This window comes from Candidatus Planktophila versatilis (genome assembly GCF_002288265.1).
In the GTDB taxonomy this organism is placed as follows: Bacteria; Actinomycetota; Actinomycetes; order Nanopelagicales; family Nanopelagicaceae; genus Planktophila; species Planktophila versatilis.
The window spans coordinates 1,052,417-1,073,656 of the sequence record NZ_CP016778.1 but is presented as its reverse complement, the minus strand read 5'-3'; the positions used below and the strand labels follow the sequence as shown (position 1 = coordinate 1,073,656).

Annotated in this window: 26 protein-coding genes and 1 pseudogene; all 27 read left to right on the top strand. The window is 48.7% G+C overall.

Features of this window, described 5'->3' with window-relative positions:
- The first annotated feature begins 5 nt into the window (after positions 1-5).
- Positions 6-818 (top strand): type I methionyl aminopeptidase, encoded by an 813-nt coding sequence (gene map / locus A1sIIB76_RS05500; protein WP_095697176.1) that lies wholly within the window; start codon positions 6-8, stop codon positions 816-818.
- Between the two features lie 161 nt (positions 819-979).
- Positions 980-1,201, top strand: coding sequence for a translation initiation factor IF-1 (gene infA, locus A1sIIB76_RS05495; protein ID WP_017955276.1), 222 nt, complete (start codon positions 980-982; stop codon positions 1,199-1,201).
- 32 nt (positions 1,202-1,233) lie between these two features.
- Complete coding sequence (rpmJ, locus tag A1sIIB76_RS05490; protein ID WP_017955275.1) at positions 1,234-1,347, top strand: 50S ribosomal protein L36; 114 nt, start codon at positions 1,234-1,236, stop codon at positions 1,345-1,347.
- 135 nt (positions 1,348-1,482) lie between these two features.
- Complete coding sequence (gene rpsM / locus A1sIIB76_RS05485; RefSeq protein WP_095675516.1) at positions 1,483-1,860, top strand: 30S ribosomal protein S13; 378 nt, start codon at positions 1,483-1,485, stop codon at positions 1,858-1,860.
- The gene (gene rpsK, locus A1sIIB76_RS05480) at positions 1,860-2,279 is read left to right on the top strand and encodes a 30S ribosomal protein S11 (RefSeq protein ID WP_095675202.1); all 420 of its coding nucleotides are present in this window, start codon (positions 1,860-1,862) and stop codon (positions 2,277-2,279) included. The genes rpsM and rpsK overlap by 1 nt, the downstream gene beginning before the upstream one ends.
- Before the next feature lie 16 nt (positions 2,280-2,295).
- Positions 2,296-2,922, top strand: coding sequence for a 30S ribosomal protein S4 (rpsD, locus tag A1sIIB76_RS05475; RefSeq protein ID WP_095675201.1), 627 nt, complete (start codon positions 2,296-2,298; stop codon positions 2,920-2,922).
- 61 nt (positions 2,923-2,983) lie between these two features.
- The gene (locus A1sIIB76_RS05470) at positions 2,984-3,994 is read left to right on the top strand and encodes a DNA-directed RNA polymerase subunit alpha (RefSeq protein ID WP_017955271.1); all 1,011 of its coding nucleotides are present in this window, start codon (positions 2,984-2,986) and stop codon (positions 3,992-3,994) included.
- 11 nt (positions 3,995-4,005) lie between these two features.
- Positions 4,006-4,359: pseudogene (gene rplQ, locus A1sIIB76_RS05465) on the top strand (50S ribosomal protein L17); the annotation flags it as partial.
- 23 nt (positions 4,360-4,382) lie between these two features.
- Complete coding sequence (truA, locus tag A1sIIB76_RS05460) at positions 4,383-5,222, top strand: tRNA pseudouridine(38-40) synthase TruA (RefSeq protein ID WP_095697175.1); 840 nt, start codon at positions 4,383-4,385, stop codon at positions 5,220-5,222.
- Positions 5,223-5,346: 124 nt separating this feature from the next.
- The gene (gene rplM, locus A1sIIB76_RS05455; protein ID WP_095697174.1) at positions 5,347-5,799 is read left to right on the top strand and encodes a 50S ribosomal protein L13; all 453 of its coding nucleotides are present in this window, start codon (positions 5,347-5,349) and stop codon (positions 5,797-5,799) included.
- Positions 5,800-5,816: 17 nt separating this feature from the next.
- Positions 5,817-6,302: a 30S ribosomal protein S9 gene (gene rpsI / locus A1sIIB76_RS05450; RefSeq protein ID WP_095675196.1), complete on the top strand. Its 486-nt coding sequence runs from the start codon at positions 5,817-5,819 to the stop codon at positions 6,300-6,302.
- A gap of 48 nt (positions 6,303-6,350) precedes the next feature.
- A complete protein-coding gene (gene glmM / locus A1sIIB76_RS05445; protein ID WP_095684988.1) occupies positions 6,351-7,697 on the top strand; it encodes a phosphoglucosamine mutase in 1,347 nt (448 codons plus the stop codon).
- Positions 7,698-7,700: 3 nt separating this feature from the next.
- Positions 7,701-9,539 (top strand): glutamine--fructose-6-phosphate transaminase (isomerizing), encoded by a 1,839-nt coding sequence (glmS, locus tag A1sIIB76_RS05440; RefSeq protein WP_095684987.1) that lies wholly within the window; start codon positions 7,701-7,703, stop codon positions 9,537-9,539.
- 2 nt (positions 9,540-9,541) lie between these two features.
- Complete coding sequence (locus A1sIIB76_RS05435) at positions 9,542-10,210, top strand: phosphatase PAP2 family protein (RefSeq protein WP_223298142.1); 669 nt, start codon at positions 9,542-9,544, stop codon at positions 10,208-10,210.
- Positions 10,211-10,230: 20 nt separating this feature from the next.
- Entirely contained in the window at positions 10,231-10,572 is a 342-nt protein-coding gene (locus tag A1sIIB76_RS05430; protein WP_095675193.1) for a holo-ACP synthase, read from the top strand.
- Entirely contained in the window at positions 10,569-11,672 is a 1,104-nt protein-coding gene (alr, locus tag A1sIIB76_RS05425; protein ID WP_095684986.1) for an alanine racemase, read from the top strand. The genes A1sIIB76_RS05430 and alr overlap by 4 nt, the downstream gene beginning before the upstream one ends.
- A 42-nt stretch (positions 11,673-11,714) precedes the next feature.
- The gene (locus A1sIIB76_RS05420) at positions 11,715-12,512 is read left to right on the top strand and encodes an ABC transporter ATP-binding protein (RefSeq protein WP_095675191.1); all 798 of its coding nucleotides are present in this window, start codon (positions 11,715-11,717) and stop codon (positions 12,510-12,512) included.
- A complete protein-coding gene (locus A1sIIB76_RS05415) occupies positions 12,505-13,218 on the top strand; it encodes an ABC transporter ATP-binding protein (RefSeq protein ID WP_095684985.1) in 714 nt (237 codons plus the stop codon). The genes A1sIIB76_RS05420 and A1sIIB76_RS05415 overlap by 8 nt, the downstream gene beginning before the upstream one ends.
- On the top strand, positions 13,218-14,129 hold the full coding sequence (locus A1sIIB76_RS05410) for a branched-chain amino acid ABC transporter permease (protein ID WP_095684984.1): 912 nt from the start codon (positions 13,218-13,220) through the stop codon (positions 14,127-14,129). The genes A1sIIB76_RS05415 and A1sIIB76_RS05410 overlap by 1 nt, the downstream gene beginning before the upstream one ends.
- On the top strand, positions 14,122-15,114 hold the full coding sequence (locus A1sIIB76_RS05405; RefSeq protein WP_190277047.1) for a branched-chain amino acid ABC transporter permease: 993 nt from the start codon (positions 14,122-14,124) through the stop codon (positions 15,112-15,114). Before A1sIIB76_RS05410 ends, A1sIIB76_RS05405 begins: the two co-directional genes overlap by 8 nt.
- Positions 15,115-15,301: 187 nt before the next feature.
- Complete coding sequence (locus A1sIIB76_RS05400; RefSeq protein ID WP_190286228.1) at positions 15,302-16,663, top strand: ABC transporter substrate-binding protein; 1,362 nt, start codon at positions 15,302-15,304, stop codon at positions 16,661-16,663.
- Positions 16,664-16,667: 4 nt separating this feature from the next.
- Positions 16,668-18,275: an alpha/beta fold hydrolase domain-containing protein gene (locus A1sIIB76_RS05395; RefSeq protein WP_125918792.1), complete on the top strand. Its 1,608-nt coding sequence runs from the start codon at positions 16,668-16,670 to the stop codon at positions 18,273-18,275.
- 77 nt (positions 18,276-18,352) lie between these two features.
- Entirely contained in the window at positions 18,353-18,790 is a 438-nt protein-coding gene (tsaE, locus tag A1sIIB76_RS05390; RefSeq protein ID WP_223298760.1) for a tRNA (adenosine(37)-N6)-threonylcarbamoyltransferase complex ATPase subunit type 1 TsaE, read from the top strand.
- Positions 18,787-19,320 (top strand): tRNA (adenosine(37)-N6)-threonylcarbamoyltransferase complex dimerization subunit type 1 TsaB, encoded by a 534-nt coding sequence (gene tsaB, locus A1sIIB76_RS05385; RefSeq protein ID WP_095697171.1) that lies wholly within the window; start codon positions 18,787-18,789, stop codon positions 19,318-19,320. Before tsaE ends, tsaB begins: the two co-directional genes overlap by 4 nt.
- The gene (gene rimI / locus A1sIIB76_RS05380) at positions 19,317-19,769 is read left to right on the top strand and encodes a ribosomal protein S18-alanine N-acetyltransferase (RefSeq protein WP_095697170.1); all 453 of its coding nucleotides are present in this window, start codon (positions 19,317-19,319) and stop codon (positions 19,767-19,769) included. The genes tsaB and rimI overlap by 4 nt, the downstream gene beginning before the upstream one ends.
- Positions 19,769-20,797: a tRNA (adenosine(37)-N6)-threonylcarbamoyltransferase complex transferase subunit TsaD gene (gene tsaD / locus A1sIIB76_RS05375; protein ID WP_095697370.1), complete on the top strand. Its 1,029-nt coding sequence runs from the start codon at positions 19,769-19,771 to the stop codon at positions 20,795-20,797. Before rimI ends, tsaD begins: the two co-directional genes overlap by 1 nt.
- A gap of 148 nt (positions 20,798-20,945) precedes the next feature.
- Positions 20,946-21,239 (top strand): co-chaperone GroES, encoded by a 294-nt coding sequence (gene groES / locus A1sIIB76_RS05370; RefSeq protein ID WP_095675183.1) that lies wholly within the window; start codon positions 20,946-20,948, stop codon positions 21,237-21,239.
- Position 21,240: the final 1 nt, after the last annotated feature.

Sequence of the window (21,240 nt, the reverse complement as noted above, 5' to 3'; positions counted from 1 at the left end):
GCACCATGGCAATTCAAATCAAAGACCTTGAACAACTCAAGGTGATGCGTCGCGCCGGTCTCTTGGTCGGACAAACGTTGCAACTTCTGCGGGAAAATATCAAAGCTGGCATGACAACAGCTGCCCTGGACGCAATTGCGGCAGCAAATATCAAACGCGGGGGAGGCACCTCAAACTTCCTTGGCTATCATGGATTTCCAGCAACTATCTGCGTCTCAATCAACGATGAGATTGTCCACGGCATTCCTGGAACGCGCGTGATTAACGATGGAGATATCGTCTCTATTGATTGCGGAGCAATTATCGATGGTTGGCATGGAGATGCTGCATTTTCTATCGGCATTGGAAACCTAGATCCAGCAGATCAGAAGCTGATGGACACATGCGAAGAATCAATGTGGGTTGGTATTGCAGCCGGCAAAAACGGTGCTCGACTTTCCGATATTGGTCACGCAATTGAGCAATACATAGATTCGCAAGGTAAGTATGGAATCTTGCAAGAATACGGTGGCCATGGAATCGGCACTGAGATGCACCAAGAGCCTCATGTATTGAACTTTGGAAAGGGCGGAAACGGCCCAGAAATCATTCCTGGAATGGCACTTGCCATCGAACCGATGATTACTCGGGGATCACCCAAGACCAAAGTCTTGAGCGATAAATGGACCGTGGTTTCAACGGATCAATCTCGTGGCGCCCACTTCGAAAACTCATATGTCATCTGCCCTGATGGAAAGCCCTTTGTTCTGACCGCACTCGATGGCGGCAAAGCAGAACTGGCTCGCTTTGGCATAGAGACCTCCGAACTCCTCGCCTAGGCGGCGTGTCGGGTACGGTCAATCAGCTCTTTTTGGGCGATTTCCCTTTATAAGGGGCTCTGCCATAGAATGACCCTTCGCGCCACATTCAATTCCTCTCGGTTTTGAGCGTGGTTCGACCCTGTTCGTTCACATGGAAAAAGAGAAGAAGGTATTGATCCTTGGCAAGTAAAGATGGTGCGATCGAAATCGAAGGCACTGTTGCTGAGGCGTTACCTAATGCGATGTTCCGTGTTGAACTTACAAATGGACATAAAGTCTTGGCGCACATTTCAGGAAAGATGCGAAAGAACTACATTCGTATTTTGCCTGCAGATCGTGTGATCGTAGAGCTAAGTCCATATGACCTTACAAAGGGTCGAATTATTTACCGTTACAAGTAAATCTTTCGCCCCCACTAACAAAAGGAAAACACGTGAAGGTTAATCCAAGCGTGAAGAAGATTTGCGACAAGTGCAAAGTCATTCGTCGCAAGGGTCGCGTAATGGTGATCTGCGAAAATCTTCGTCACAAGCAGCGTCAAGGGTAACTCCGAGACAAAGATAAGTACGCGTGATGCGACTTAACTAGAAATAGTTAAGACCCCCGGACCGGTAGGCCAGGGCTCGATAAATATGTCGAGGAGCATTGCGAAGGACCTCCGGATATAGAAATGGTTGAACATATGGCACGTCTAGTCGGTGTCGATCTTCCACGTGAAAAGCGTGTTGAGATTGCACTCACATACATTTTCGGAATGGGTCTTACCCGTTCCCACGAAACTCTCGCGGCAACTGGTATTTCACCAGATACTCGCGTAAAAGATTTGCAAGAGTCAGAACTTGCTCAGCTTCGTGAATACATCGAAGCCAATTACAAAATCGAAGGAGATCTTCGCCGCGAAGTTGCAGGCGATATCCGTCGTAAAGTTGAAATTCAAAGCTACCAAGGTATTCGTCACCGCAAGGGACTTCCTGTACGTGGTCAGCGCACTCACACAAACGCTCGTACTCGTAAGGGTCCACGTAAGGCAATTGCCGGCAAGAAGAAGGTGACTAAGTAATGGCCACTCCTAAAGCAAAAACAGCAGCCCCAGCAAAGGGCAAAGTAAAGCTTCGTAAGAAAGAGAAGAAGAACGTTGCAGTAGGTAAGGCTTTCATCAAGTCAACCTTCAACAACACAATCATCTCAATCACTGATCCAACAGGGGCTGTTATCTCTTGGTCATCATCTGGCCAAGTAGGTTTCAAGGGCTCACGTAAGTCGACTCCATTCGCAGCACAGCTTGCAGCAGAAGCAGCAGCTCGTCGCGCACAGGAGCACGGCCTAAAGAAAGTAGATGTTTTCGTAAAGGGACCTGGTTCCGGACGCGAAACTGCAATCCGTTCATTGCAAGCAGCAGGCCTAGAAGTTGGAGCAATCTCAGATACAACTCCAGCTCCACACAATGGCTGCCGCCCACCGAAACCACGTCGAGTTTAAGGAAGGAAGAGAATAAATGGCTCGTTATACCGGAGCAGACTGCAAGCGTTGCCGTCGCGAAAAAGTAAAGCTCTTCCTTAAGGGCTCAAAGTGCGATGGACCAAAGTGTCCGATCGAATCTCGTCCTTATCCACCAGGACAGCACGGCCGCGGCCGTTCAAAGGAGTCTGAATACCTATTGCAGATGCGCGAAAAGCAAAAGTGCGCACGTATTTATGGTGTTCTCGAAAAGCAGTTCCGTGGTTACTACGAAGAAGCGAACCGCAAGCAAGGTAAGACTGGTGAAAACCTTCTTATTCTTCTTGAGACTCGCCTCGATAACGTTGTATTCCGCGCAGGATTTGCAAAGTCTCGTGACATGGCGCGCCAGTTGGTTCGCCATGGTCACTTCGTTGTCAATGGTAAGAAGGTAAACATTCCTTCATATCGTGTATCTCCAATGGACATCATTGATGTTCTTTCAAAGTCACACGACCTCACACCATTTATCGTCGCAAGCGCAGAGTTCGGTGAGAAGTCTGTTCCAGCGTGGATGGAAGTTGTTGCAGCACAGATGCGCATCATCATCCACGGTGTACCTGCTCGATCAGTGATCGATACCCAGGTTCAAGAACAGCTCATTGTTGAGCTCTACAGCAAGTAATTTTTCAACCCCCTAGAGGAAATCAAATAGAGGATTTCCACGAGAAGAAAGAGGAGCACAAGTGCTAATTGCACAACGCCCAACGCTTAGCGAAGAAGTAATTTCCGAGAACCGCTCACGTTTCATCATCGAACCACTTGAGCCAGGTTTCGGCTACACACTCGGCAACTCAATGCGCCGTACCCTGCTTTCATCTATTCCAGGTGCTGCAGTAACAAGCATTCGTGTTGCTGGAGCTCTCCACGAGTTCACAACTCTTGAAGGCGTGAAGGAAGATCTCACAGATATCGTCTTGAACATCAAGAACCTTGTTCTTTCAAGTGATAACGATGAGCCTTCAGTGATTTACATCCGTAAGTCAGGTGCTGGCGCTGTCACAGGTGCTGATATCGCTGTTCCAAGTGGCGTAGAAGTTCACAACCCTGAGCTTCACATTGCAACACTAAACGGCAAGGCAAACCTTGAAATCGAACTTACAGTTGAGCGTGGTCGCGGATATGTGACTGCAGTTCAGAATAAGCAAGCTGGAGCAGAGATTGGTCGCATTCCTGTTGACTCAATCTACTCTCCAGTTCTTAAGGTGACCTACAAGGTTGAAGCAACTCGCGTTGAACAGCGCACAGACTTCGATCGTCTTGTTGTTGATGTTGAGACAAAGCCATCAATGAAGCCACGCGATGCTGTTGCATCTGCTGGAAAGACACTTGTTGAGCTCTTCGGACTCGCTCGCGAACTTAATCTTGATGCAGAAGGTATCGAGATGGGGCCATCTGTTATGGATGCTGCTCTCGCTGCTGACCTTGCTCTTCCTATCGAAGATCTTGATCTCACAGTACGTTCATATAACTGCTTGAAGCGCGAAGGCATTCACACAGTGGGTGAACTCGTTAATCGTTCAGAGGCTGACCTACTTGATATCCGTAACTTCGGATCAAAATCAATCGATGAAATTAAGGCAAAGCTTGTATCAATGGGAATGTCACTTAAGGACAGCCCAGCAGGATTTGATCCTTCACAACATCAGAACTACAACGTGTCAGATGAAGACTTCGCTGACGCAGATCAGGCATAAAGGAGAAAACAATGCCAAAGCCAACTAAAGGCCCACGTTTGGGTTCCGGCCCATCACATGAGCGCTTGATTCTTCGTACTCTTGCCGAGCAGTTGTTCGAGCACGGAAAGATCACAACTACAGAAGCAAAGGCGAAGCGTCTTCGTCCACTAGCTGAAAAGTTGATTACCTTCGGTAAGAAGGGCGACCTCTCTGCTCGCCGTGAAGTAATGGCGCGTATTGCTAACAAGAGCGTTGTTCACACACTCTTTACAGTAATCGCTCCAACCTTTGCTAACCGCGAAGGTGGATACACACGCATTACAAAGATTGGTCCACGTAAGGGCGATAACGCTCCTATGGCAGTGATCGAACTCGTAACAGATAAGTAAAAACACTTACCTTTACCATGGCGGCGCCCACTCTCTTTCCTGAGAGTGGGTTTCGTCGTTTACGGCTTGATATTGCCTACGATGGCACCCACTTCTTTGGCTGGGCAACACAACCAGGCCACCGAACACTGCAAGATCTTATTGAAGAAGCTATTTCCCGAATCTCACAGACAAATATCGATTCAATAGTTGCTGGGCGCACCGATGCCGGAGTCCACGCAACAGGGCAAGTAATACATGTTGATGTGCCTGATGCAATGTTTGACCGAGAACTTACCTACCTAGATCTGCGCTACAAACTAAATAGAATTCTTGATGAAGATGTGCGCATCATGAATGTCAGCGATGCCCCTCAAGGCTTTCATGCCCGTTTTTCTGCCTTGCGCAGGTATTACAGTTACAAGATTCTTGATAACAACGATGTCATCGCACCTCTTTCTCGCCACGATGTCGCATCGTGGTATCGCCCACTTGATGCTGATCGCATGAATGAAGCAAGTGCGCTGCTTTTAGGCCATCACGACTTTGCCGCGTTCTGTAAATTCAAGGTAGGCGGAACAACTATCAGAACTCTAGAAAAATATGAGTGGCACCGTAGTGACGAGGGCTTGCTGGTTGCCGATGTTGTTGCCGATGCCTTCTGTTACTCCATGGTGCGCAATCTTGTGGGCGCAGTTGTCTGTGTTGCTGACGGGCGGCAAAGCCCTGCCTGGATTGCGCAATTGCTGGCCAATAAAGAGCGAGTCTCAGATTCCTTGGTATTCCCCGCCCGCGGCCTGACTCTGTATCAAGTTGATTACCCCAATAATGATCAGCTGCTAGAGCGGGCTAAAATCACTGTCGCCAAGCGTGAATAAAGCGTTTTTCACGCTCAGAGGCCGATTTGGCCTGGCACTCCAGGGCAGGTAAAGTTCATCCCCTGCGCCAGATTAGGTGCCGAAAGTAGTCCCCAAGATAAAGAAAAGAAGAAGGTAATAAAGCATGCGTACATATAGCCCCAAGGCAGGCGACGCCGACCGTAAGTGGCACGTTATTGATGCACAGGATGTTGTGCTCGGTCGTCTTGCAACCCATGCAGCCGTTCTTCTACGCGGAAAGCACAAAGCAACATTTGCACCGCACATGGATATGGGCGACTTCGTTATCGTCATCAACGCTGAAAAAATCGCGCTCTCTGGCAACAAGGCGCTGACAAAGTTTGCACACCACCACTCAGGTTTCCCAGGCGGCTTAACTTCAACTGTCTACGGTGAACTGATTGAAAAGCACCCAACACGCGCTGTTGAAAAAGCGATCAAGGGAATGCTTCCAAAGAACCGTCTTGGCGCACAGGTTGCATTGAAGCTCAAGGTCTATGCCGGCCCAGAGCATCCACATGCAGCACAGTCACCAGTTCCATATGTATTCACTCAAGTTTCTCAAGTAGCGAAGTAAGGGATAAGTAAATAAACATGTCAGATACAACTTTCAACGAGATCGACGAGACAGAGACACTTACTTCCTACTCTTCAGCTACTCCAGCTGCTGCAACTAACCGCAAGGCAATCACTGCACCAGGTGCTGGCACAGGTCGCCGCAAGGAAGCAGTTGCTCGCGTTCGCCTAGTTCCAGGTACAGGTCGCTGGGTTGTAAACGGCAAGACACTCGATGGTTATTTCCCAAATAAGGTTCACCAGCAACTAGTTTCAGAACCATTTCGCACAGTAGGTGCAGAGGGTCTCTACGATGTTTTTGCTCGCATCAACGGTGGTGGAGTTTCAGGTCAAGCTGGCGCACTACGTCTTGGTGTTGCACGTTCACTTAACGAGATCGATACTGAGGCTAACCGTCCAGCACTGAAGAAAGCTGGCTTCCTCAAGCGCGATGCTCGTGTGATTGAACGTAAGAAGTACGGCCTTAAGAAGGCACGTAAGCGTTCACAGTACTCAAAGCGTTAATTCTTTTTATCCAGATATCCCGTTTGTTCCTGCAGTAAAGGAGTTGTTATGGCTCTCTTTGGAACAGACGGGATTCGTGGTTTAGCAAACGGGCAAACACTTACCGCTGAAATAGCAGTTGATGTGGCGGTCGCGGCAGCGCATATTCTCGTTGAATCATCGAGTAATAAAGGCAAGCGTCCTAGAGCCATAGTTGGCCAAGATTCCCGTGCATCAGGAGAATTCTTAGAAGCAGCTGTTGCTGCAGGTTTAGCAAGTGCGGGTATCGATGTGTATCGCGTTGGTGTATTACCAACCCCAGCGATTGCCTACCTTGTGGGTGAATCAGGGGCCGATCTCGGGGTCATGATTTCAGCATCGCATAACCCGATGCCAGATAACGGAATCAAATTGTTCTCACGTGGTGGTGGAAAGCTTGATGATTCCATCGAAGCCGCTATTGAAAAGCGTATGGGCGAGCCATGGACACGTCCTACCGGGCGAAATGTTGGACGCATTACCTTTGATGACACCGCCAGCGCTCGCTATCTCAACCATCTAGCCACTTCGGTAACTACACCCCTTAAAGGTCTGAAAATTGTTGTTGATTGTGCCAATGGTGCATCTTCTTTTGTCGCACCCATTGCATATGAAAAAGCTGGAGCAACTGTCGTTGCTATTCATCGTTCTCCTGATGGCTGGAACATTAACGAGAACTGTGGATCTACCCACTTAGAAGATTTACAGGCAGCTGTTGTTAAAGAGGGCGCCGACTTTGGAATTGCCCATGATGGCGATGCTGATCGATGCCTTGCTATCGATGGTGCTGGCAAGGTTGTCGATGGCGATGCCATCATGACAATTCTTGCTATTGGATTCAAAAACCGCGGTGGCCTTACATCTAACACAATCGTCGGCACAGTAATGAGCAACCTAGGATTTATGCATGCTATGAAAGATGCTGGTATTTCAGTCATTAGCACAGCAGTCGGTGACCGCTATGTGCTTGAGAAGATGATTGAGGGCGATTTCTCATTAGGTGGGGAACAATCAGGACATTTGATTATGCGCGAATTTGCCAACACTGGCGACGGAATTCTTACCGCCCTGCAATTGGCACAAGAAGTAGTTCGCAGCGGGAAGTCGCTGGCAGAACTAGCATCACAAATGCAGCGCTTCCCACAGGTTCTGATCAATGTCTCTGATGTGAAAAAAGATAAGTTGGATGAATCAGCAGCGATTGCAAAGGCTGTGGCTACTGCCGAATCAACTCTTGGCGAGAATGGTCGAGTCTTATTGCGCGCATCTGGTACCGAGGCGCTGGTAAGAGTGATGGTTGAGGCCTCGAGTGATAACCTTGCGCAAGACATCGCAACATCTCTTGCAGCTGTTGTGAAAGCAGAACTGGGGAACTAATTCGTGTGCGGAATCGTGGGTTACACCGGACCACAATCTGCAATCACGCCCATCGTTGAAGGTCTTCGCCGACTTGAATATCGCGGATATGACTCTGCCGGAATCGCACTTGGTACCAACAACTCTCTCTTTGTGGAAAAGCGTGCCGGCAAACTCGCTAATCTTGAAGCGGCGCTTCCGGCAAATTTACCCACTGTGCATTCTGGAATCGGACACACACGTTGGGCAACACACGGTGGCCCCACTGACAGTAATGCGCACCCTCACTTAGATAATGAAGGCAAGCTGGCAGTTATTCACAATGGAATCATTGAGAATTATTCAGAGCTACGCAAAGAGCTAGAAGCTCGCGGTCATGCCTTCTCATCTGAAACAGATACCGAATCTGTAGCCCACTTACTTTCTGACCTTCGCAAAGAACATGGTGGTGATCTCACCGCGGCCATGCGGGCAGCGGTCAAACGACTTCGCGGCTCTTTCACACTTCTTGCCATTCACGCAGATGCCCCACAAACAATCGTGGGAGTGCGCCGTAATTCGCCATTGGTAGCCGGTATTGGCAAGGGTGAAAATTTCTTAGCATCTGATGTCGCTGCCTTTATCGATTACACCAAGCGCGCAGTTGAACTTGGCCAAGATGAAGTTGTCACCATCAGCCCAGAGGCAATCACAATCTGTGACCTCGAAGGCCGGGCTGTTGCACTTCGTGAATATGAAATCACATGGGATGCAGCGGCGGCGCAAAAAGGCGGGTTCGCCCATTTCATGCTCAAGGAAATCTTTGATCAACCAAAAGCAATAGCCGACACTCTTATTGGCCGCCTGAGTGATAACAACCAGATACTTCTTGATGAATTACATATGAGCGATGATGAAATGAGACAGATTAAGAGAATTTCTGTCATTGCTTGCGGCACCGCCTATCACGCAGGCATGGTGGCAAAGTATGCAATCGAAAAATGGGCAAAGATTCCCGTTGATGTGGAGATTGCCTCTGAATATCGCTATCGCGATCCGATTATTGATAAAGATTCACTCGTCATCGCAATCTCACAATCAGGTGAAACTATGGATTTGCTGATGGCGGTGCGCCATGCAAAGGCAGCTGGCGCTCGAGTATTGGCAGTCTGTAATACAAACTCATCTACGATCCCACGCGAATCAGATGCTGTTCTCTATACCCATGCAGGTCCTGAAATTGCTGTTGCATCAACGAAAGCGTTTCTTACACAAATTGTTGCTATCTATCTCATCGGCCTGAAACTGGCGCAGGTGCGAAAGCAGCTCACCGAAAAAGAGGTACGCGATCTATATAGCCAGATGCTTGAGCTTCCTGGCAAGGTGGAACAAATCTTGGAAACTATCGAACCCCTTCGTGAGCTAACTCGTAAGTTTGTAAAGAACGACACCATTCTCTTTTTAGGGCGCGGAATTGAATATCCCGTTGCACTTGAAGGGGCACTTAAATTAAAAGAGCTTGCATATATTCATGCTGAAGGATTTGCAGGCGGCGAACTTAAACACGGCCCCATCGCTCTCATTGAAGAAGGTACTGCTGTGATTGCAATATTGCCGCCTGCTGATGAGCATGGCTTGGATGAGAAGATGCTCAGTAACATTCAAGAGGTAAAGGCACGCGGTGCTCGTGTAGTTGTCATTGCTCCAGAAGGTGCTGAAGTAATTGGCGCCGAACACATTATTCGCATTCCTGTGACATCTTCCTTATTCCAGCCGGTCCTTGCAACCGTTCCGCTGCAAGTCTTTGCATATGAAATAGCTGTGGCTCGTGGCACAGATGTAGACCAACCTCGTAACTTGGCTAAATCGGTCACCGTCGAATAACTATGTCAACGATTGTCGATCCTCGCCAGCGCCAAATGCGCCGTGCTCTGAAGTGGTCAGCAAGCCTATTCGCAGGTTACTTATTTGTTACTTATCAGGTACTCACCAACGGATTTCTCATTGAGATTGACCGCACTTTTAACGATGTAGATCACCCGAAATTCCAAGGTTTATCTAACTTTGTTATTCGCAGGCTAGATGACCTAGGTCTGCGTGGCGTCTCTGGGGTTGCGCTGCTGATTGTTGCCGTTTACATCTCGCGCCGATTTAAAACATGGCGGCCAATTAATTTAGGAGTGCTCTCATTTCTTGCCCTCAACGTAGTTGTTGGTGCATTTAAATATGGGTTAGGCCGCACAAAGCCAAAAGAAGGTTTCGATCTCTTGCATGCTGGTGGAATGTCATATCCCAGTGGTCATGCATCAAATGCCATTCTTATTTGGGGGATGGTTGCATATTTGATTTACCGATACGCCCATGTCAATCGCTATCAAGGAAGGCTTGCTAGCGCTGGCGTTGGCCTGCTTGCCTTAACTGTTTGTGTAGTCTCATTGCTGCGAAATACCCACTGGTTCTCAGATCTCTTCGGTGGCCTCTTACTTGGGGGTTCCCTTTTGGTTTTGATAATCGCGATAGACCGATATTTCCCATCTGATAGCCAACTTCACTAACCACTAATAGACTCAGTGTCATGATTGATGGAATTGGCATCGATGTCGTAGACATTGCCCGATTTAAGCAATCCCTCGAGCGCACCCCACATTTGGCGCAAAAACTATTTACCGAATCTGAACGTACCAAATCCGCACCATCACTTGCCGCCCGCTTTGCCGCCAAAGAGGCGCTCTATAAAGCCTTGAGTCCAACTCATGGGCTGCAGTGGCACGATGCTGAAGTCATTAACCATGAAAACGGTAAACCCGACTTTCTCTTTCGTGGTGCAATCGCAGAACTCATTGACGGCGCCACCGTGCACCTTTCACTTTCACACGATGGTGGTATCGCATCGGCGATGGTGGTGATTGAGCGATGAGAGCAGAAGCACTTATTGATCTCAGTGCAATCAAACATAACGTTGAACTACTTAAAGAGCGTTCTGGAACAAATCTTCTGGCAGTTGTGAAAGCTGATGCCTACGGCCATGGACTCATTCCGGTTGCCAAGGCAGCGCTATCAGCCGGTGCTTCATACCTTGGCGTTGCCCTCCTGGAAGAAGCAGTTGCGCTGCGTGAAGCAGGAATCACTGCGCCAATCTTGGCGTGGCTTGTGCAACCTGGCTCAGATTTTGCACAAGGGATCGAGTTAGATATTGAAATCGCTGTGGCATCACTAGCTGCGCTGAAAGAAATTTCGGCAGCAGCTAAGTCTAAGAAAGCGCGCATTCACTTGGAAGTTGATACCGGTATGACCCGTGGTGGGTTTCTGAATGAATGGGATCAACTCACTGCAGAGCATCTAAAGGGTGTGGAAGTTGTCGGAATCTTCTCGCATTTTGCCCGGGCAGATGAGCCAGCTGAAAAACAAAATAGTGATCAACTGGGGCGATTTAGCGCTGCCGTTGCGCATCTGAATTCTCTTGGCCACGTCAACATCATGAGACATTTATCGAACTCAGCGGCCACACTAAAAAATGGCGCTGCTAGCTTTGACATGGTGCGCACAGGTATTGCGATGTATGGACTTTCTCCCGATGTGCAGACACTCGGTGATTCCAAATCTCTCGGCCTTCGCCCAGCTATGCAGTTACGGGCTGCTCTCTATTTAGTAAAAGATGTTCCAGCCGGATCACCTGTTGGTTATGGGGCAACCCAGAGCACAACGGTCGACACCAAGTTAGGTGTAGTTGCGATGGGGTATGCCGATGGAATTCCACGGATCGCACGCACTGCCGGAGTGTGGTCTGCAGGAAAGCGCGCACCGATTATTGGTCGAGTATCCATGGATCAATTTGTTGTGGATTTAGGTGCGGATTCCAAGGCTCGCTCGGGAGACTGGGTGACAGTTTTCGGTAACGGTTCACACGGTGAATACACAGCAGATGACTGGGGAGCAGCGTCTCAATCAATTAATTATGAGATAGTCACACGAATAGGCCCGCGTGTGCCTAGAATCTACGCGCCCCATGTTTACTAATTCCAGATTGAATGCTCTGAGATTGATGAAAGAGAGGACGTTATGAGTGCTGGTCCAGCTCTATCAATTTCTCATCTCAGCGTTAAATTCGGCGGCCTTACCGCACTCGATGATGTATTTCTTGAAATCGCACCCAACACAATTGTGGGTCTGATTGGCCCCAATGGTGCGGGTAAGACAACAATATTTAATGCGATTTCAGGACTTGTCACGCCAGCTTCTGGAGCAATTGCTATTCATGGCAAAGAGATGAAATGGCCAGCAAGTCATGATTTGGCCGGACTTGGCATAAGTCGTACATTGCAAGGTGTTGGACTCTTTAGCGGATTGAGCGTTATTGAAAATGTCATGATGGGCGCCAATCACAGCAGCGGTACCAACTTTTTTAGAGATTTATTAGGACTCTCAGGGCGAGCAGAAGCAAAGCTGCGCCGGCGTGCAAGTGATGCACTTGCGTGGGCTGGTGCGCTGGATTTAGCCGAGAAGATGCCTGGCGAACTTACCTATCCAGAGAGCAAGCGAGTTTCTATTGCTCGGGCGCTAGTTTCTCAACCCGAGATACTTCTTCTGGATGAACCTGCTGCCGGATTAGGTCAAGATGACATTGATAAATTTGCTTCACTTCTCAAGCAATTAAAGCAACGCTGTGCAATCGTCATTGTCGAACATCATGTGGATTTTATTGGCGCGATCTCAGACCAGGTCTATGTTTTAAACTTTGGAAAAGTCATCTCAAGTGGAAGCTTCGACACTGTTAAGCGCGACCCAGCTGTGCTCGCTGCCTACCTTGGCACCTCACAGCAAACCGGCAGTGAAAAGTTGGGCGGTGCGCATGCTTAAGATTGACAATCTCGTCACTCGCTTCGGTTCTGTTGTGGCCATTGATGGCGTATCGATGCAGGCGCAGGAATCAAAGATCACTACCGTGATTGGCGCCAACGGCGCCGGAAAGAGCACGTTACTGCGCACGATTTCAGGTCTGGAACATCCCAGTTCCGGTTCCATCACATGGAAAGGGCAATCAATCCTAGGAAAGCGCCCAGAAGATATTGTCCGATTGGGAATCGCACATGTTCCTGAGGGGCATGCAGTGATTTCAGAGTTGAGCGTGGAAGAAAATATCTCGATGGGTTCTCTTTTCCGCCGTAGAAAATTTAAGTCAGATATAACAACTGCAATAGATGAGATGTATACACTCTTTCCGCGACTTAAAGAGCGCCGTAAACAATTAGCAGGCACGCTCTCTGGCGGAGAACGTCAGATGTTGGCTATCAGCCGCGCCTTGGTGTCGCGTCCACAATTACTTCTTCTAGATGAACCATCACTGGGATTGGCACCTCTTGTTGTTGAACAAATCATTGATTCCGTAAATATCCTGTGTCGCAGCACTGGGCTTTCGGTTTTACTTGTCGAGCAAAATGCCAATACCGCACTCGGTGTGGCAGACCACGGTGTGCTGCTCGCACTTGGAAAAGTTGTGGCAGATCGCCCTGCAGCAGAGCTCAAAGCTGATGCAAAACTACGCGCTGCATATTTGGGGTATTGATGAATACTTTCTTAGCAGCCCTATCTTTAGGCACATCTCGTGGAGCGATCTTCGCACTCGTTGCGCTCGGTCTCGTCATTGTCTGGCGCGGTGCCGGCATTGTGAACTTTGCCCAAATGGGTCAGGCGATGTTTAGTACTTACATCGCTTCAACGCTGATTACTAACGGCTATTCATATTGGCTTGCCTTCTTTGTAGCCCTTCTTTCTGGGGCCGCACTTGGTGCGCTCCTTGATATTTTCATCATGCGACCGCTCTCAAATAAGAAGCAGAGTGAATTACTGAGCAGTGAATCAATGCGGGCGGCAGTTCCTGTTATTGCATCCCTTGGAATCCTAGGCGCACTGCAAGCACTTGCCGGAATTATCTGGGCTGCAGAAGAGCGAGGATTTCCCTCACCAGCAAAGCAGGAAGGCTTCACTGTGGCCGGCAATGTTTTGCCCTTTACCTCATTCGATGTTTTCGTAGTGTCAATTGTGACTGTCACATTAATTCTCACAACACTGTTCTTTACTAAGACTGGCATTGGCCTAGCAATGCGCGCAACAGCCCTTAATCAAGAAGTAGCAAAACTCAGTGGAATTCGAACAAATCGCACTCGTACAATTAGTTGGGCTATATCAGGTGCGGCATCTTCACTAGCTGGACTTCTCATTACCCCAACTTCGAATTTATCGCCGAACACACTTGATCTCGTTCTCATCGTGGGCTTTACCGCGGCAGTTGTTGGCGGACTCGATAGTCCGGCAGGAGCAGTACTCGGAGGGTTCATTCTCGGAATGGTCATCTCATTTGTGACCTTCTATGACACCCCAGAAGATGTATATCTGGCTATCTTGGCGGTGCTTCTCCTGGTTTTGATTATCAGGCCGCGCGGCATTCTCGGCTCAAAGGATGCGCGCCGTGTCTAATCTCAAAGTGAAATCAATAGCACGCACCAGCCTTATTCGCACGCTAATTTTCTCAGCCCTAATACTGCTCGTTGGTCTGCAATTTGATGCCTACAACCAAGCACAACTAGCTGTGGTGCTGATCTTATTTATTGGCGTTCTATCAATCACGTTGCTGACTGGAATTTCAGGGCAATTGTCCTTGGGTCAAGGCGCACTGATGGCGGTGGGCGGATATTCCACGGCGCTGCTGATGATTAATTACAAACTTTCACTCTGGGTTGCGATTCCGCTCTCAATTATTTCTTCAGCCATTGCCGGTCTATTACTCGGTGTTGCGGCAGCTCGACTTCGCGGACCGTACTTAGCCGGAACAACGCTAGTAATTGCACTTGCAATTCCAACTATTGCAAATAGATTTATGTCAGTATTTAAAGGCGATGAAGGGTTGCAAGTAGATGTGGGGTATCCACCACAGTGGTTCTCCTCTCTCTTTGGCGAACCCACCTATGAACAATGGCAGCTCTACGTGGCACTGCCATTTGCAGCGGTAGCACTCTTTTTTGCATCCAACATTCTCTTATCGCGCACTGGGCGGATGTGGCGATCTATTCGAGATCATGAAAGTGCGGCATCACTTGCCGGAGTTAACTTCGCTCGCCAGAAGATTTATGTCTTTGTTATCTCATCAACATTTGCTGGGTTATCTGGCGCCCTCTACGGGCTTCGTGGATTAGTGGGTCCCAGCGTCTATCCAGTTTCACTCTCACTGTTGTTATTGACCGCTGCAGTACTTGGCGGAATCCGCAGTATTGCCGGCGCCTTTATCGGTACTGTCATCGTTGTTTTCTTACCTGACTGGATCGAGCTAATTCTTGGAAACTTCGAATTAAGCGAACAGGTCTCCAACTACTTACCGGCGCTAATCTCTAGCCTCTTACTTATTCTCACAGTGGTGATAAACCCTGCTGGAGTAGCTGGTGTGAAGCTTCACAAACATAAATAAGTTTTATATATTTTTGTTATAAACAAAAATTATAGGCATTCCCGTAGGCAGGGACTCGCCCGTGAGGACTCTTTCCGTTCACTTACCGTTCGGTATCTGTTAGCGTGAGGTCGTTCTAGCCCACCTCGGGGCTAGTGGCGATATGGCGGCTTATGTCCCCTTATCGCATATAAGGCAAAGAGAAAGAGTGAATGCAGTGAAAAATCGTGCATCTCTGTCCCGATCACCTCGTAAGTCCATCGCAGTTATCTCTGTAGCCCTCGCTGGAGCGCTCGCGCTCACGGCGATGCCGGCTCAGGGTGCGAGCACACCAGGTGTAAGTGACACTGAAATTGTTTTAGGAATGCAGCTGCCACAGACAGGCGCAGCGAGCCCCGGATATAACAAGGTAGATGACGCCATGCGCGCCTACTTCGACTACGTCAATTCAAAGGGCGGCGTCTATGGCCGCAAGATCACTTTGGTTGCCAAAGATGACGCATACAAGGCTGGCCTCACAGTTTCAACTGCGTCAGCACTGATTAATAAGGATAAAGTCTTTGCGATGGTGGGCTCTATTGGAACCCAGACACATATCTCTGTTATCAAGGATATTAACCGTCGTGGAATCCCTGACCTCTTTGTCCTTAGTGGATATAGCGGTTTCTACACAGATCCTAAGAAGTATCCAACAACCTTTGGTTCTTTGGGAACCTACGTTGTTGAAGCGAAGATTATTGGAAAGTACATCAAGGAGAATCTGTCTACAAAGAACGTCGGAATTCTCTATCAGACCGATGACTTCGGTCGTAACACTGTGGAAGGTCTAGCAACTGCTGGAGTAACTTTCACAGCGAAGAAGAATGCCGCAACATTTATCGCTGGCGCTCAAGCTGGTGGACTCGATGCTCAGATGCAACAGCTAAAAGACAATAACGTCGAAGTTGTTGTAGTTGGCGCCACTGCTTCAGCATTTGCAGCAGCTGTGGGTTCAGCGAACAAGATTGGCTACAAGCCACAGTACATAGTCATCTCTGTGGGATCAGATGCCACCACCTTCCAAACAATTCTCTTCACAAAAGGTATTCCTTTTGCAAGCTCTGCAGCCCTCCTAGCTGGAACGATTTCAGCATCACATGCTCCATCACCAGGTGAAGCAGATGACGAATTCGTCAAAGCATTTAAGAAGATCAATGATGAATTCAACACCGGCCCAGCCGCAGGCAAGGCTTGGGATAACAATGTTCTGCAAGGAATGAACATTGGCTACACCATGACAGCTGCTCTTATGGGTGCTGGTAAAGACCTCACACGTCCAGGAATCATCAAATACATCGAAAACAATCCAGCTAAGTTATCGAGTGCAGCTCTTGCTCCACTCGGATACTCTGCAAAGACCCACGAGGCTTATACCGGCTTCTGGATCGGAAAATATGATGCAACGGCAGTGCTTAAGCCAATCGATGGCACACGTAAAGTGTGGACAACTGATTCAGCTAAGGGTGCTGTAACCGAACTCAAATACACACGTCCTGCAATCGCAGCCGATGCACTACCAAAGGTTGGTTAATCAGATGAAACTATCAATGCGTAAATCAATCGCAGCTGTGAGTGCGGCAGCACTTGTAGCAGCAGGTGTTCTTGTATCTGTTCCTGCAGCAAACGCTGCGGCGCCAACATGTACAACTGACAAAGCAGCTCTTGAAACCTGTACGGGCACGCTTGCTAATGGTGCTGGATATGTATTTAAGGTGCCATTTAACTTCAAGGGAACTATGTTCTTCTGGGAGCACGGTTTCCGAGCAACATATCCAGGAGTTTCTGCTGTTCCTAAAGGAGTAGAAGAAATTACTCCTGCTAGTCAATCAACAGGTAAAGACATCACAAAAGAGATGATGCTTGCCGGTTATGGCGTTGCAGCATATGACGGAACCGATAAGGGAGCCCGTGGTTGGAATAACACCTCCCGAGTAGAGATGCTCAAGGAAGTTATCGATACGGCGATGGAGAAGTACGGTGCAAAGATTGAGAAGAAGGTTGTCTACGGATCTTCTCAGGCTGGCGCTATTCTTACGCCATTTATTGAAAAGTACCCAACATATGCCGATGCTGTCGGAATCTTGGCTGGAAATACACCTTCGCCAGCTGACTCAATCCAATCTGCATGCGACATCTTCTACATCCTCAGTGTCTTTGCTGACCCAACCATTAAAGGTTGCGCAGCATTTGGAGTGAAGGGGCCGGCAGGACATGGGGCATCAGTAGCAGAATTGCTAAAAGTTGTAGCACTGCTCAAGGCTTGGGAGGTGAATTACGGAGCTCCAGGACTTCAATATCCGGCAGCTCTCAAAGGGTCACCAATTCCACAACGTTCAGCACTTCTTCTAACTGGTCTTCTTTCAGGAGTTCCAACAAAGAGTGCACACATGGATGGAATCTCAACAAGTACACTTGTGCCTGAGCACAGCATCAATGCAACGGTTGCAATCCTGGAAAACATGGGAGAAGCAGTCGCAACTGGAGTCTTGGCCGGACAATCAATGTCTGAAATAACTGGCCCTGGTTTCTACGACAATACAAAAACTAATTGGGCAGCACTGCTCGATGAGGCTGATTCTGGTCGTTACAACCTAGGACTTTCAGGTGATGAAGGTATTGCTGCAATGCTTGGAGTGCTTTCCATGGCTCCTCGTGTTACAGGTGATGCAGCTGCAATTGCCAAGTTCAAGGCACTTGATAAGTCATCATTTACCTCAACCAAGCCAACGATCTTGATTTCAAATGAAGCAGATCGTTTGGTCTTTGCCGGTAACTCATCACGTTATGTAGATCGCAAGCGCGAAGTCTACGAAAAGGCACTTTCAGCTTGGGAGAAGACAAGAACTGGCAAGAAGCCAATCTGGAACACGCTTGCACTCTATGCCATGACACCTGAAACCTACACAAAGTTCCTTGCTACAGGTGCGCCAGATTTGAAGGCAGCTCCAGCAGTATCTGGAGTAGGCCATCAATCCTTCACCACAAAGCAGATGAAGGCATGGGTAGATATGCTCGCAGTCGCTGCTAAATCAGGAAAGGTTCCTACAAGCAAGTATGTTCAATACATTGCAGAAAAGGTTCCTTACCTCAATGGCGATATTGATTATCGTCCAGCCGATCTGAAGTATGACTTCGGCTATTAATTCAGCAATAAGTTAAGAAGAAGGGCCCTGGGAGACTGGGGCCCTTCTTCTTTTTCACTATGAACTATCCTTCACGAGTGAGAATCGAGACTGCTGCAGATATGCATGCACTAGGTATGCGCATAGGTGCACAGTGCCGCGTTGGAGATCTGATCTTGCTCAACGGCCCATTGGGCGCTGGCAAAACTGTTTTGGTTCAAGGTATTGGTCAAGCACTTGGCATCAACGACGTTACATCGCCCACCTTTGTGATCTCCCGAATTCATCAGGCTCCGCTCACACTTATCCATGTCGATGCTTACCGACTACTTGAAGGTGGCAATGCAGCTGTTCACTTAGATGACTTGGATCTTGATACGGCGCGCGAAGATGCCGTGACGGTCATTGAATGGGGCGGGGCTGAATCTGCACGATTAAGTGATGAACGCCTTGAAATCACCATTGATCGCACTGAAGAAGTTCGTGAAGTATTTATCAATAAGGTCGGCGCGCGCTGGCAGGGTGTTGAGCTATGACAATCTCACTCGCTATCGACACCTCAACTTCAAAGACGATTGTTGGCATTATCGAAGATGGCGTAGTTCTTTTTGAGAAAGCTCATGAGGGAGCAACTGATCATGGACGCGCACTTTCAGAGTTAGTTGCAGATGCGCTGAAGGTTGCCAAGCCTCCGCACCAAGTAGTTGTGGGAATGGGTCCGGGGCCATTTACCGGTCTTCGTGTGGGGATCGCATTTGCGCAGTCCTTTGCTCTCGCCCGCCAGATTCCTGTTATTGGAATCTGTTCACTTGATGCGATTGCAATTGATAAAGATCAGTACACAGTGGCAATTGATGCCCGCCGGAAAGAGATTTACTGGGCTAGTTACAAAGATGGCGTCCGCGTTGCTGGTCCCTCGGTCAATAAACCAGCTGAAGTTGCCAACTTCATCATTGATGTTTTTCCCGATATGCAAAAACTAGTTTCACTGGCAGCAAGTCAGAGCGTAACTGAGCCTATGTATTTACGTCGACCTGATGCTGTGCCCACTGCGGAGCGGCCATGATTAGTTATCGCCAGCCCATCGCATTGGATATTCCAGTTCTTGTCGGTTATGAGAAAGAGTTATTTCCATATTCACCGTGGAGCGCTGCGCAATTTAAAGAGGAGTTTGCTGGAATTCCTCGCAGCCGATTTATGTCGGTGGCCGAAAGTGATAATCGCATCGTGGGGTATTGCGGCGTATTTCTGCCAGCACCAGGAGTTGAGGCAGATATTCTCACCGTGGCAGTACTTACTGAATTTCGCAGGCAGGGGATAGCCCGCGAATTTATGCGACAAATTGAGCAATGGTCAGAAGAACGTGGCGCCAGTGCCATGATGCTGGAAGTCGAACATACCAACGCCGCCGCCATCGAGCTCTATCAGGCACTTGGATATATGCAGATTTCGGTACGTATGAATTACTACGGTCCTGGCAGTGACGCTCTTGTCATGCGCAAGGAGTTCACATGATGCAGCCGATAGTTCTTGGCATTGAAACTTCGTGTGATGAAACCGCAATAGGAATTGTGCGCGGGCGCACTTTATTGGCTAATGTCATTGCATCGAGTGTGGAAGAACATGCACGCTTTGGGGGAGTAGTTCCTGAAATCGCATCTCGTGCACATTTAGAGGCGATGCTTCCCAGCATCCAACGCGCCGTGACAGAGGCAAAGATTTCACTTAAAGATATCGACGCCATTGCTGTGACAGCTGGCCCCGGATTAGTGGGAGCACTCCTTGTCGGCGTTGCATCAGCAAGTGGACTTGCGCAAGGTCTTGGTCGCCCGCTCTATGGTGTGAACCATTTAGCAGCTCATGTTTCAGTTGATTACTTAACCCATGACAAACCCACAGATCCAACTATTGCGTTGCTGGTTAGCGGTGGTCACTCTTCACTTCTCCAAGTAGATGACATCACCGGTTCAATTACCAAACTAGGTGCAACGATGGATGACGCGGCAGGTGAAGCTTTCGATAAAATTGCACGGCTATTGGCGCTAGGTTTTCCGGGCGGGCCTGCAATCGATCGGGAAGCAGTTGGCGGATCACCAACTGCAATTGATTTTCCAAGAGGGCTGACAACTTCCCAAGATTGGCAGTCTCGCCCTTATGAATTTTCTTTCTCTGGACTTAAGACTGCAGTGGCTAGATATTTAGAGAACACGCCAAGATTTGTTCGCGCAGATGTGGCAGCATCATTTCAAGAGGCGGTAGTTGATGTCTTGCTGCTTAAGGCACTGGCTGCATGTAAATCGACGGGGATTAATTCATTGGTGATCGCTGGTGGAGTAGCTGCTAATTCACGTCTTCGCGCGGTGGCAGCTGATCGCTGTGAAAAAGCCGGGGTGGAGCTTCGTATCCCAGTCGCCGGCCTTTGTACTGATAATGGGGCGATGGTGGCGGCTCTGGGCTCCCTGATGCTCAGTTCGGGCAGGCCAGCCACACACGGGGCCTTTGATGCCGATTCGAGCCTGAAGGTGGAGCAGGTCAGCCTTTAGCTCTTGGATTTGCCGGGTGGAATAAGCGCCCCTAGGCTTGGCGTTAGCACTCTCGGGCCCACACTGCTAATTGCAGGTAAGTCCCGGCATAGTGGAAATATCAAAGCTAAGACTCGAAACACACACTCGAATAAGAAGGAGTACCACCATGGCAGTTGCCATTAAGCCACTCGAAGATCGCATTGTTGTTAAGGCAAATGAAGCTGAGACTACAACTGCATCAGGTCTTGTTATCCCAGATACCGCGAAAGAGAAGCCACAAGAAGGCACAGTTGTTGCAGTTGGCCCAGGCCGCTTCGATGATGGCGTTCGCGTACCAATGGATGTAAAAGTTGGCGACGTTGTTCTCTATAGCAAGTACGGCGGAACTGAAGTGAAGTACAACAACGAGGAGTACCTCGTTCTCTCTGCTCGCGACATCCTCGCGATTATCGAGAAGTAAT